The 13405-nt window shown below is 60.8% G+C and carries 9 protein-coding genes; 6 read left to right on the top strand and 3 right to left on the bottom strand.

What is annotated here, in order from left to right:
* Positions 1 to 232 precede the first annotated feature (232 nt).
* The 3 genes from JJE47_13050 to JJE47_13040 form a co-directional block, all read right to left on the bottom strand.
* Complete coding sequence (locus JJE47_13050) at positions 233 to 1519, bottom strand: nucleotide sugar dehydrogenase (protein MBK5268353.1); 1287 nt, start codon at positions 1517 to 1519, stop codon at positions 233 to 235.
* A gap of 11 nt (positions 1520 to 1530) precedes the next feature.
* Complete coding sequence (locus JJE47_13045) at positions 1531 to 3417, bottom strand: SpoIID/LytB domain-containing protein (protein MBK5268352.1); 1887 nt, start codon at positions 3415 to 3417, stop codon at positions 1531 to 1533.
* A 79-nt stretch (positions 3418 to 3496) separates the two neighbouring features.
* The gene (locus tag JJE47_13040) at positions 3497 to 5146 is read right to left on the bottom strand and encodes a PQQ-dependent sugar dehydrogenase (protein ID MBK5268351.1); all 1650 of its coding nucleotides are present in this window, start codon (positions 5144 to 5146) and stop codon (positions 3497 to 3499) included.
* A gap of 74 nt (positions 5147 to 5220) precedes the next feature.
* Here JJE47_13040 and JJE47_13035 point away from each other — a divergent pair, with 74 nt between their 5' ends.
* The 6 genes from JJE47_13035 to JJE47_13010 all read left to right on the top strand — a co-directional run.
* On the top strand, positions 5221 to 6255 hold the full coding sequence (locus JJE47_13035; protein ID MBK5268350.1) for a CAP domain-containing protein: 1035 nt from the start codon (positions 5221 to 5223) through the stop codon (positions 6253 to 6255).
* A 40-nt stretch (positions 6256 to 6295) separates the two neighbouring features.
* Complete coding sequence (locus JJE47_13030; GenBank protein MBK5268349.1) at positions 6296 to 7792, top strand: hypothetical protein; 1497 nt, start codon at positions 6296 to 6298, stop codon at positions 7790 to 7792.
* Positions 7789 to 8799 (top strand): glycosyltransferase family 4 protein, encoded by a 1011-nt coding sequence (locus JJE47_13025; protein MBK5268348.1) that lies wholly within the window; start codon positions 7789 to 7791, stop codon positions 8797 to 8799. The genes JJE47_13030 and JJE47_13025 overlap by 4 nt, the downstream gene beginning before the upstream one ends.
* Positions 8796 to 10490 carry a glycosyltransferase family 1 protein gene (locus JJE47_13020; protein MBK5268347.1) on the top strand — a complete coding sequence of 565 codons (1695 nt, stop codon included), beginning with the start codon at positions 8796 to 8798 and terminating at the stop codon, positions 10488 to 10490. The genes JJE47_13025 and JJE47_13020 overlap by 4 nt, the downstream gene beginning before the upstream one ends.
* The gene (locus JJE47_13015) at positions 10487 to 13069 is read left to right on the top strand and encodes a glycosyltransferase (GenBank protein MBK5268346.1); all 2583 of its coding nucleotides are present in this window, start codon (positions 10487 to 10489) and stop codon (positions 13067 to 13069) included. The genes JJE47_13020 and JJE47_13015 overlap by 4 nt, the downstream gene beginning before the upstream one ends.
* Positions 13066 to 13405: hypothetical protein (locus tag JJE47_13010; protein MBK5268345.1), on the top strand; the 340-nt coding region annotated here is incomplete at its 3' end. The genes JJE47_13015 and JJE47_13010, both read left to right, overlap by 4 nt.

Genomic DNA, 13405 nt, shown 5'->3' with positions numbered 1-13405 from the left:
GGATCAACTAGGACCGCTACGTCCAATGATCGTGTCCACAGACGGGCGGCCAAGGAAAGGTTTCGAACAATCCGCGGGCCGCGAATCGGATGCCACTCGAAGCCCTCCACGACGGAGGGGCCGGGTGCTCGACTGTGATACTCGACATCGAAGTCTTGACTCAGAGTTGGAATGAGCTTCTCGCGAATTCGAACGTCGTCGGAGTGATGAACGACGGACAGAACGCCGACAATCACAGCACTTCTACGTTGTCGACCTCAATGCCACGGCGCCGATAGGCGTTCCTGGTGTCAAAGACGACAGGCACCGCGTCGGCGATTGCCTGATAATCGACCCCGGCATGATCGGTAAGGATGATGGCGGCGGCATATCCCTCGAACGATGTAGAGGGTTCGAACCCGTGCCTTCGAATACGATCGGGCGGAACCAACGGATCGAATACCTCCACCGCGGCGCCCTGTTTGGCCAACTCGACGAGAACCCGGGCGGAGGCCGATTCTCGATCGTCGGCGATGTCGGCTTTGTATGAGATTCCCACGCCAAGCAGGCGGGTCCCGAACACCGGCAGTCCCCGTCGGTTGAGCATTTCTCCCACCCGGCGTGCCGTCCAGGCGGGCATGCCTTCGTTGACCTGCTCAGCGGTATCGATGAACCGGGTCGTGAAGTTGGCTTCTTTGGCCCTCCATGCGAGGAACTGCGGATCGAGGGGGATGCAGTGACCGCCAACTCCGGGACCCGGAAAAAAGGCCTGGAATCCAAAAGGTTTGGTGGCGGCCGCTTCGATGACTTCCCAAATGTCGATGTCGATCTCGTGAGCGAGTTGAGCCATTTCGTTGATGAGACCGATATTGACCGCCCGATAGGTGTTCTCGAGCAGTTTGGCCATCTCAGCGGTCTTGGCATCAGACACGGCATGGACATTTGGAACGAGACGGCGGTAGGCGGCAGTCGCCACCGCCGTCGACAATGCGCTCACTCCCCCGACAACTTTCGGGATCTCGGCCGTCTTCAGTTCATCGCCAGGTGATACCCGCTCGGGAGAGAACGCAACGAACACATCTCGATCGACTTCCAACCCGACGTCGGCGAGGGCCGTAACAAGGATATCGTCGGTGGTCCCCGGGTACGTTGTCGACTCCAGCGAGATCAGCTGGCCGGGTCGGGCGATTCTGGCCACTGTGGTGGCGGCGCTCTGAATGTAGGACATGTCGGGCTGGCGGTTGCGCCCCAGCGGCGATGGCACACAAATAAATATTGCATCGACCTCGGTCAGGTTTTTCGGGTCGTCAGTGACCGAGAAGCCTCGTTGTAGGGCGCTCGATAGCTCGGCGTCGGTAACGTCGTCGATCGGTGAGGAGGCGGCCCCAAGACGCCGGACCCGATCGTCTGACGTATCAAAGCCAACGGCCGGATGGCCCTTGGCAACGGCGGTGAGGGCAAGCGGTAGTCCGACATATCCGAGCCCGACGACGCCACAAGTCCACGAGTCGCCTTCAAAGAATTCCACCGGATCAGTCACGTGGGACGATGCTAGCCGCCGCCGTTATGGTTGATCGCCCTCACGAGGAACGACGCCATGTGTTGACGGAGCACAGAGGAGTCCGGACAATATTGATTGTTGGCGGGCGGATTACACCCGAGCGTTACCCCGGCCGCCGCCAGCCGCTCGATATCGGCCTCGAAAATCGACCCATCGTCATCGGTGAACGGGTCAGGGCTACGGTCCACAAAACCGTACGCCCGGACCAGGAACGCCGCCATCTGTGCTCGCGTCACCGGCCGATCCGGGCAGAACCGATCGTTGTCCGGAGGATTACATCCAATTGTGATACCTGCCGCGGCGATCTTTTCGATGTCCGCTTGAAATGGCGAGTCGTCATCATCGATGAATGGATTGGGAGCCCGGTCGACCAACCCGAGAGCCCGGGTCAAGAAGGCAGCCATCTGGCCGCGAGTCACGGGGGCCAATGGACAGAATTTGGTGTTGTCTGGCGGGTTGCAACCGAGGGTGATGCGGAGTTCCGCAATCTTGTTGATGTTCTCCCAATGCACCGAATCCGCAATGTCGGTGAAGGCGTACGGACTCTCACCGCCGTACGGGTCGTAGAACAATCCAGAAACAGAGGGCGACGACAGGCCGAGTTTTGAGTACTTCTTGGCGATGCTGACAGTCTCCGTTACCAACGAACCGCTCTTGACGCCCGTGATCTTCATGCTGGCATTCGGCGCAGGGTGGTCGAGAGTGACGTTCGAGATCTCGGAAAAGCCATAGACCGAGGCGATAGTCGCCACTGATACGGTTTTCTCCCAGGAAGCCTTCGGATTGGCAGACGTAAGAGACCAGGGATCGGGAACGGAGCGGGAGTACGGAAGTGCGGTCACAAACACGTCCTCGCTGTTTTCGGTGTTTCCGCCCGTCGAAGACGAGTAGAAAGCCTGAATCAACGACCCGCCATAGGTGACCACCTGACTCGCCGTGGCCCCGACGGCCACCACCCAAGCCGGATACGTGCTGGCGTTTAGCTTTTCGTTGTCCATCCCCCGGAAGTTCTGGTCGTACGTTGAGTCCAGGACATGGCAGTAGCAGTACGACCGTCGCGAATTAGAGATGAAGTCGTTGTAAGCGGCGCTTGGCTGCGTGGCGTCGTAGAACCGATCGAACTTCTCAAGGGCATACGTCCGACCCGTAATGACCTGCGCCTCGAGCGCCGCAGTCGGCCAACTCGTTGGCACCTCACGGAGGCCCAGCAGGTACTGCTCAACTGGCACCTCAAGAGACACCTGGAACCGGCCCGATTCCTTCTGCACGTCGCCCTGGCGGATCCGCAGCGTTCCATACCGGTAGTCGGTGCCATCAACGTTGAGGTATTCCGCCCGGCCGGGCCCGCCCCAAGTAACGCTGGCTTTGCAATCGCCCGGCGGAAAAATGTGTTCGGAACTGACACGGCGAAACTCGCATTTGTTCGTCACTCCGGCGACCCGCCGAAACTCCCAGGACTCACCTGGCTGCGGTATCGCGTCGGTACGCGGACAAACGGCGCCCTGTCCGTCATTGGCCTGGCAGAGATCGACCGGGCCGAGTGCCGCGGACGGAATCGAAAAGGCGATCGAATTCACGTCCTGGGCGAGCCCTACCCAGAGACTTGGATTGGCCGAACCAAGCGGGTGGGAGGTGCCATACAGCGACATATGGGCTTGGCGAGCGACATTCGTGTAATAGGTATCGATGATCTCGTCCGACGTCTTGCCGGAGACCGCCATGGCATAGGCGCCATATTGACTCATCCCGATGGCATGTCCGAAACCGCCCCCAGTGAAGGTCACGGTCGGCGGCGAAGTTTGGGCCTGAGCAGGAATGGCTGGAGCCAGGGTGCTCACCACCATGACAAACAGGAGGAGGATCCTGATGTGTTTCAACACAACTCCTCGGGTCGGATTCCGCCCGCCCACGGTCAACCACTCTACAAACATTTCTCAACCAATCCGAATATCGGCGTCATCGACCCACAAGTTGAAAGACGGATTCACCCCGAACGACATAGGTCTGTCCAACCCCATCCTGCCCGAACGACACCAGTCCAAACCCCACTCCTAGCGAACTGAGCGCGCTCTCCGATACCACAACGCCGTCAATGACCCGGACGGACCGAATCCACCCCGAGCAATAATCCCCATAAAGAAAGTGCCCGCTGATCTGGGTGAGCTCCCCCCGGTACACAACTCCCCCGGTGATCGAGCAGCCTTCGGTGTGGGTGTACTCGACCAAGGGAAACGTCAACCCGGCCGTATCGCAACTACCGAGGCCAGTGCATTCGGTGCCCTCAAATCGTACCCAGCCCAAGTTCAGCCCCTTGTCCAACGTCGAGACCACCGAAACTTCCTCGCGGGAGCCCTGGCCAACGTCGGCAATATACATGTCCGTGCCATCGATCCACCATCGCCACGGATTCCGCAGCCCGATCGCCCAATTCTGTGAGGTTGCCGTTGCCGGGTCGATGCGCACCATTGAGCCGAGCGCGGTGTCGGGATTCTGTCCGTTCCCGCCCGGATCGAAGCTCGCCCCGCCATCACCTAATCCGAGATACAGGTAGCCGTCCGGTCCGAACATGATCATCCCGCCGTTGTGGTTGGCGTGCGGCTGCGAGACGGAAAAGACCCGGCGCCCTGACATCGGATCTACCCGGTTGCCGATGGCCTTGAACTCTTCAACCACCGAAAGGTGATCGGCCGCGCTCGACGGCGATTCCGCAGAGTACGAGGCGTATACCAATCCGTTTGTGGCGAAGTCCGGGTGAAAAGCGATAGCCAACAATCCCCGCTCACCACCGCCAATGGCAACACCTGTCAGGTCGAGGAATGGGTCGCCCAGGAGTTTCCCATCACTGAGAACCCTGACCGTTCCTGGTCGCTCCACGACAAAGACCCGGGTGTCTCCCGAGGGTGCCGTCACCTGGATCGGCGAATCGAAAGTGAACGGAAGCTCGGCAAGAGACGGAGTGAGTCTGGGCGGCACGGCGATCGGTATGAGTCCCTCGGCTCTGACGAGAAAACTCGCCATCTGATCGCGCCGGACCGGTTCGGATGGGCAATACCGATCGTTGGCAGGCGGGTTGCACCCAAGGGTTATCCCGGCCGAGGCCAGTCGTTCGATATCCGCTTCAAAAATGGAGCCATCGTCATCGGAGAACCTTCCAAGGCTTCGGTCGACGTACTGGTAAGCGCGAACCAGAAAAGCCGCCATCTCTGCCCTGGTCACGGCACGGTCCGGACAGAAGCGATCGTTCACCGGCGGATTACATCCCCGGGTGATCCCGGCGGATGCGATCCGCTCGATGTCGGCTTCAAAGAGCGACCCGTCGTCATCGGTGAACCGATCCAACGTTCGCTCTGTCAGCCCGAGCGCCCTGGTCAAAAAGGCCGCCATCTCACCGCGAGTAACCGAACCGGTCGGACAAAAGCGGTCACCAAGCGGCGGATTACACCCGAAGGTGATCCCGGCTTCAGCCAGGGCTTGAATGTTCGACTCGTGGACGTTTCCATCGTCGTCCACGAAGGTTCCGCCTGGCGGAAGGGCCGCGCCGACCGCGCCGGCCGAGGCCGCCAACATGGCGACGACCATTACAAGAACAAACCGGATCCGGATCATCCCGATAAACACTATCGGTGAGTTTGTTCCTACCGGACCTTAAGTATTTGGCGCCGTGAACCGATAAGAAAGCCATGATGTTTTCCTTAGGGCGCAGGGGAATCTACGTGGTGGCGGTCATCGTGACCGCCGCTCTTGCGTTTTCTACGCTCCCGGCTCCTCAGCCGGCCGATGCTTCTTCCATCCTCCAGGGTGACATGATCGACCTGATCAATAACGAGCGGGCCGCCCATGGTCTCAACGTTCTTACCGCCTTCTGGGATCTCGAAGACAACGCTTCGGGACAGACCTCATTCCAGGTCGCCAAAGGCACCATTTTCCACACATCGAATCTGGCGGGAGTGGTGGACGGCGGCTGGTCCAGCCTCGGAGAAAACGTCGGTATGGGACCATCAATGCCCATCTTGCACAAAGCCTTTATGGACTCACCCGGCCACCGGGCCAACATCCTCGGAGACTGGTCGCACATCGGCATTTCGGTGAAGTCAGCGGCCAGCGGCCAGCTCTTCATCACGGTCATCTTCATGAAAGCTCGCGGGTCCATCGACCACCCTCAGCCTCTCTCCAACCTGCCGGTTCTCAAGTCGTTACCCGGCGATGCAGCAAACAGTCTCTTCATCGGCGACATCGAATGGCTGACTTCCCATGGCATTGCCCTCGGATGTGACGCAAGCTCATACTGTCCTGACCGACCGGTAACGCGCGGTGAGATGGCAACCATGTTGGCGCTGGCACTGAAACTACCGGCCTCCTCAACCGACTACTTCACCGATGACAACGGCTCACCGCACGAAGCCAACATAAACGCGGTTGCCAAAGCCGGTATCACTGTCGGCTGCAACCCGCCAAGCAATACGTTCTTCTGCGACCAGGAAACGCTCACTCGCGAGCAAATGGCGAGCTTCTTCGTGCGAGCTCTCAGCCTCCCGACCAACGTCGCTGATCAATTCGGTGACGATGCCAACTCCGTTCATCAAACCAACATCAATGCACTCGGCGCTTCAGGCATAACCCGGGGATGCAACCCTCCCGCCAATGACATGTTCTGTCCTCGGGGCACCCTCACCCGTGGACAAATAGCGGCCTTTCTCGCCAGGGCGTTCGGATAACGAAACGGGCCTGACCGAAGCTGACGATTAGCATCGCAGCGTGGCCGAACCCGCTGTCGAAAAACTGCTGCAAGACCTCCGCGATGAGCGGCAGCTCCGCCTTGCAGCCGAAAGCCGGGCCGCCGCCGAAACCGATAAGGCCAGAATTTGGCGCCAACGTGCTGAGCAACGGGCCACTCGTATCGCCGAACTCACTGAGGCCGGTTCCGGGATCCGCCGGCTCATCGGACGAAAACCTGTGGCGCAAGAGCACGAGCCAATCGCGGCCCGGTCCGACGAGCGCGTTCGGGTGGTCCGCAAACCCTTCGCCTCATTTCGGGTCGGCTGTGCTGTCCCGGACGCCCATTTCCGGAGCCTCCAGGCAACGTTCGATGCGGTGGAGTTGGAAGGCGGGTCGGACCTCGATTTCATCGTTGTTCACTCGTCCCGCTGGGCCGAAGCCCAACGGGCCCTGGAGCGCGACGGCGCCCTTACTCCGATTGTCGCGTGGGGCGACGACATACCAGCCGAGCTACGGACAGCGGCCCGAGCCGTCTTCGATCGCCAGAATCCCCTGCCCCTCACCTTTGACATTCGTCAGCCCCGGTACGGGATTAAGGTTCCCATCTCGGTGCGTCAGGCCGAGATCGAATTTCCGCCGCCGGACCTGATCCAGGCGGCGGCCGACGGCACGGCCGTTTGGGTAGACGTCGAGCCTGACGAGACGATGGCACCACTAGCTTCGCTCGTAGCTCAGCGATGGGCGTATCGGACGTATCACCCACGGCTCTTCGGCGAACGAATCCTCGATGGGGTTGGACTTGTGCACCATGATCCGCTCCCCCGCGTGGCGATGATTCTGGCGTCAAAACGACCTGAAGTAGTCGCCACGGCCATCCGTCAGATCGGGACCCAGACGTACCGAAACCTCGAGTTGCGGGTCGGGCTTCACGGTTTCGCGATGACCGACGAGATCGACGAGGCAATCCGGGACGTGCCGATGTCGGCCGAAGTGCACGAACTCAGCAGCGAACTCCCCCTTGGCCAGATCCTCAACGATCTCATCGACACAACGAACGCGCCGCTCCTCGCCAAGATCGATGACGATGACTTCTATGGACCCGGACATATCGAGGACAGTGTCAACGCCTTGGAATACTCGGGTTGCCGGGTCGTCGGAAAAGCCACCCAGTTCGTGTATCTCGAAGAGGACAACGCCACGATCCTGCGGAGACCCGACCAGGAGGGAGTCGAGATTGCCGGGACCCTCAACGGACCGACGCTGGTTTTCGGACGAGAAGTGTGGGAACAAGGTCCCTTTCCCTACCGACCCCGATTCGTTGACGTCCTGTTCGAAAGAGCGGCCAGAGCCAACGGGTACGGGTTATACGCCACCCAGCGCTGGGAGTTCTGTCTGATGCGCACGTCGTCTGATCACACCTACCCGGGCAGTTCCAGCGCGTTTCTGGCAGGATCCGACCCGCTTTGGCCCGGCCTTGACGTTTCGCGCTGCGTCGCTCCTGACAACCTGACCGGGTTGTACGGGCCACAAGCATGACCGGTCCCGGCAGCCGACCCAAAGTTGGGGTCATCGGTTATGACCAGAAATTCATCCGACCAATCCTCGAGTATCTGGCGAGAAACGGACATTCGATCGACGCCTATGAATGGGACAAGTACAACGTCGATGACACCGATCGGACTCGAACCGTCATCGAAGATACCGATGTCATCGTCGCCGAATGGTTGGGTAGAAATGCCGTCGAGGCGGTCACCCATCGCGCCAGCGACCAGCCGGTCATCGTGCGAATGCACCGATTCGAGCTCTACAGGAACGAGTGGGCCGACCTCGACATAGATTCCGTTGGCATGGTTATCACCGTCGGAGAGGAATACCGCAGACGGCTTCTTGCCAGGACCGGTTGGCCACCCGAAAAAGTCATGGTCATTCCGAACGCGGTCGACGTCGAGGCGCTTGACCTCCCTAAACAAAACAAGGCCGAGTTCACCATCGGGCTGCTGGGGGTCGCCTCAGAACGTAAACGGCTCGATCTGGCCCTCGACGTGTTCGAACGGGTCCTCGAACGCGACGATCGCTACCGCCTCCAGATCAAGTCTGCGCACCCGCAATCACTCAAATGGGTCTGGGACTCCCCAACCGAGCGAGCCTTTGCGACGCGAGTTGATGAGCGTTTACAGGCGCCACCCTTTCGTGACTTCGTCTCCTGGATCGAACCGGGTCCAGACGTTACCGGGTGGCTCCAGGGAATCGGATACCTCTTGTCAACAAGTGACGACGAGAGCTTCCACCTGTCCCCGGCCGAAGGAGCGGCCTCCGGGGCGGTTCCGATCGTCCGGGACTGGCCGGGCGCTTCCGAGATCCATCCCGACGGCTTTGTAGCCAGCATCGACGAACTACCCGATCTCATACTGGATATGGCTGGCGACCGAGATCGGGCAGGTAAGCGAGCCCAGGCGTTTGTGCGGACCCACTATGACATCGAAGTAGTCGGCGAGCAGTGGACAAGCCTCATCGACCGCCTGGCCAGCATCGCCGGCTCATGAGAATCTGCCTAATCGGCCGGGGTGGACCCAACGAACGCCCGGACATCGCAGCCCTCGCTCTGTCGCTCCAACAGGCAGACCACGACGTTCACACGGTAATGACGAGCCCGCTCCAACCGACCGTGGGGAGCGGCGTGGAGGTGGCGGGGCGCCGACCCCAAAGGCTCGGTCCGGTCGGCCATCTCCTGCGTAAAGCTCAACCGTCCCAGCTGAGACACCAGATTGCCCAACAGGGACTTCGCTCCGCCGTGAAGGAGGTGAACGCCGATCTGCTGTATCCACTCTCCTCCCGAGAGGTTGCGACAGCCGCCTCCAGCGTGTCGGAGAACGGGGCAATCTTCCGGCAACCCGACTGGCCGTCGCCCGGGGAACGAGACCTGGCGAAGCTGGGCGGATCAGATTCTCGGTGGCAGGTCTCGACTGCTGGCTTCGACGCCCGATGGAGCCTCCCGCCCAGGGGCCGACCGGAAGAAGGCCGCCATCGCGGGACAAAAGTCGCCTTGGCGTTCCGCGATTACCCGACCAGTCCCGGTCACTATCTCAAACAGGCCATGTGGCGCGCCGGAATTGAAGTCTTCCTCATTCACGACCACCTCGACTGGGCCACTCTTCCATCTGACACAGCTGGATTGCTCATCGTCGAAAGCAAGCTGCCCCGGATCGACCTGATCGGCGACAACCCCGGAATCCCGGTGGCCTTCTGGGTCCACCATGGGGAACACCACGTGGAGACCAACGTGCGTCTGGCGAAAACCTACCGGGCAGATCTGGTTCTCATGGCTCACAGTCTGCATCTGGCTCACCGATTTTCCGCTCCCGTTCATCGGTTCAACTTTGCTGCCGAACCAAGTCTCCTTCCCCCTAATCCGCCGCGCTGGGAGGACCGCGCGTTCGACGTCTCCCTCATCGGAAACGGCCTTGACAGGGCCACCAAGGCGTACGGCCTCCGCCATCAATGGGCCGAGCAGCTTCGGCGATCACCGCTCAAGACGTATGTCGGAAGTGATTTGACCCCGGCCGAGATGGTCGACGTCTACGCCAATTCCAAAATCGTCGTGAACGAAGGGGGCACCCGCCACTTCCCGATTACGATGCGGGTATTCGAGGCGACCAGTGCCGGCGCCCTCCTCTTGACGGATGATCTGCCAGGGACCGATAGCCTGTTCGAACGCGGCGCCCAATACGTCGCCTGGGAGGGTGATCTCGTTGACCAATGCCAGAGCCTGCTTCGCTCAGGGGACGCCGCCGCCATCGCGGCAGGCGGGCGGGCACAAACGGCTGACTTTCACACCTACGACCACCGGGTCGACAGATTCCTTGCCTTGGCCAACGCCGCAACGGCGAGGTCCCAACCCGTGATGCCACTTCCGAACTCCCCGGTGGCCCGTCGAATCGAACGCGAATCCGATATTCACACGGTTGCCTCGTACGACCCGAGTGTCGATCTCTCCGAATTGACCGATCGCGCCGTATGGATGGACGCTGCCGGGGCACCACAACGTATCGATGCCACGGTTGTGTCGAAGCCGAAAGATATCCCTGAAGCCATTGAACGATCGCGGGCGTGCGTCTTTGTTGTCGATGAGTCGACGACTGGAGATCTTCGTCAGTTGTTGCCAGCCGGGGCGACCATTGTTAGGTCCGGCGACATCACGTGTGTCGATCTCGGTACAGGCCAATACCGAACATGATTGAGCGACTGGTGGCCCCCGAGAACGATTATCAGCCCGTCCGTACCCGGGAGCGAGCCGGCGACCTCACCGTCGGGGTGGCGATTCCGACATTCAATCAAGGCTCTCTCTTGGACCGAACCCTCGCCTCGATGGTCAGCCAGACCCGGAAGCCCGATCAGATCGTGGTCGCCGATGATGGTTCAACAGAAGACATCCGGGCGATCGTCGACCGATATGCCGATTTACTTCCGGTTTCGTATGTGCGTCAGGAATTCGAGGGGCGCGGTGCCGGGCCGGCTCGTAACCTCGCCGCGTCGCTCTGCAACACCGACGTCTACCTCTTTTGCGACAGCGATTGTGCCGCAGATCCCGGGCTCATCGAGACACATATGTTCTGGCATGAGCGGGCCAGCAATCTGGTCGTCGCCGGTTCCCGCCTGCACGTTGACTCGACCGACATCACCCCCGAACAGATCAGGGCCGGAAACCCGCTTAGCCACCTCGCCCACACGCCCGTCGACGACGGAGCCGAGACCGAGGACTGGCGACGCTGGGTCGGGCGACGAGCCAAGAACTTCACGATCGGCGACACCGCCTACCGGGCCACTCTGTCTTCGAATCTCTCGGTCGGGGCCAGGGTCTTTGATGAGGTCGGCGGATTCCTCGACATCTACACCGAGTGGGGTGGCGAAGACACCGAACTCGGATGGCGCCTCTGGAATTCCGGCTGCTTCGTCGTGCCCGATCGGAGAGCGATCGTGTATCACCAAGTCCAGGACGACCCACCATACGATGCCACTCGTCAGGCCTCACGAAACCGAACGAGGGTGCTCATGGCCGACCGAATCCCCCATCGGTTCTATCGGGTCAGATCGACGCCGGTCGCCACGGTTCCGAAACTGAGCTGGATCATCCCCGTGGCGTCACCCGACAGCCTGACAACGGCTTTTGAGCGTGTCGCCACCGACGCCTTCGCCGACGCGGAGCTCGTGCTGGTTGGTCCAGAGGCGGCCGTTGAAGCCGTCAAATCCCTGGACAAACACTCCCGCCGGGTAAAGGTCGTGGTCGGGTCATCGACATCGGCCGTTGCCGTGGCGATCATGCGATCGGACGGCGAGTTTGTGGCACTGCGCGATCCACGAATCACGGTCAACTCACGGTTGGTGACCAAAGCTGTTCAGATACTCGATGACGACCCCCGCATCGCAGCGGTTCGGGTTGCCTATCGAGTGGCAAATGGGCCAACATTCCGTACCACCGACGATCTCGACACCGTCGACGGCGCAGCCGGATGGGAGGGCCTCCCACTGCTGGCAGTAGTTCGCAAACGAGAGATCATGAAGGACCGTCGAGCCCTCGACTCAGCCTCGCCTCTTTGGCCGAACCTGTTCGACCGAATCAACGTTCGTTTCCTGATCAATGATCATGCCGAGCTCCCCGCCAGTCTCAGTATCGATCTCAAGAGTCGGTACCCGAGGCTTGGTGACGTTGCCAAGGCCGGTCCACGAGAAGTTGTCAGAGCCGTCACCCGCAGTGTTGGCAAGATCACGAAACAGAGAGCGTCTGCTCCGCCAGTCGCTCGAACACAATCAAGTGACAACCTGGTTGGCATCGACTACATCGGGTACACCGGTGCCGGGAATCTTGGAGATGAGGCGATGCTGGTTGCCGTGCGCCAACTATTGCCGTGGGCCGACGTTCAGCGGGATCACCCGAACCCGGCGGTGATCATGGTTGGCGGCGGAACCCTTATCAACGGCAAGGGTTACTACCTCACCCGCGTTCTCCGAAGGGATTCACCCCGGCTTGAAAAAGTCGTGTTCGGAACGGGAGTCCGGAGCCCTGATTATTGGGGCAGCACGGAGGACGTCACAGCTTGGGCGCAGTTCTTTGACGCCGCCCTATACACCGGGGTTCGCGGGCCGCTTTCCCAAGCGCATCTCGCCGACTTCGGATACAAGACGCCAGTGGATGTTCTCGGTGACCCGGCCCTCTCGCTGCCCCGTCCGGACGTCGCCAGAGTCCCCGGCCGGGTAGTCGTTTGTCCAGTGTGGACCAGTGGCAACTTGCACGGCGGAGACGACGATGTCGTGTTCGACGGTTTGGCCGGCACGATCCAAAGGCTGCGGGCCGCCGGACACGAAGTCGTGATGATGTCGGCGTTCAACCAGGACGACCGGTACATCATCGACCTCATGCGACGGGCCAACGCTTCCGATATGCCGTACGTCCCTGCTCACCTCGAGGTCGCAGACGCCCTCGACCTCATCGCTTCCGCCGATCTCGTCATCGCCGAGCGCCTCCACGCCGGGATACTGGCGGCCGCGATGGGCACGGCATTCATTCCGATCGAATATCGCCCCAAGACACGGGATTTCGCCCAATCCGTCGGCGTCGATGATCTGGTTGTTCGGACCGACAACTTCGGGGCGCTCGATGAGCGGGTCGATGAAGTCCTGAACGCTCCGAACGCCTGGACCTCCACGGTGGCCACCGCAGTCGAGGCGTTTAGGATCCACCAGACGTCGGTGGCTAGCAGGCTGCAAATCCAGCTCAGTAATCCCGACCCGCAACCATGGCTGGAGGATCGGGCATGAAGGTGTGCATGTTCGTCAAGAACTCATTCGAATACGACGCCCGCGTCACCAAAGAGGCCAAGACCCTCATCGCGAACGGGCACGATGTCACGGTCGTGGCGATCCATGTTCCCGGAGTAACCGCCGAGCGTGAAACCACCTCCGATGGCATCCACGTCCGACGAGTGTCCCGGGTTCATTTTGGCCTGGGGGCCCTAAACCGGGTGGCCGGTCGATACGCAGGCAGCATCGAAACCCGCCATGCCAAACTAACGGGTGAACCGGTCGATACGGCCAAGCAGGCACAGCTGGCGGCCGTCGTACCCGCCTCCACCGCCACCCCGGGGGCCAATGCCG

The sequence above is a fragment of the Acidimicrobiia bacterium genome, assembly GCA_016650365.1.
Classification (GTDB): domain Bacteria; phylum Actinomycetota; class Acidimicrobiia; order Spongiisociales; family JAENVV01; genus JAENVV01.
Note: the sequence above shows the minus strand (reverse complement) of the source record. Positions and strands in the feature narration are given on the sequence as shown.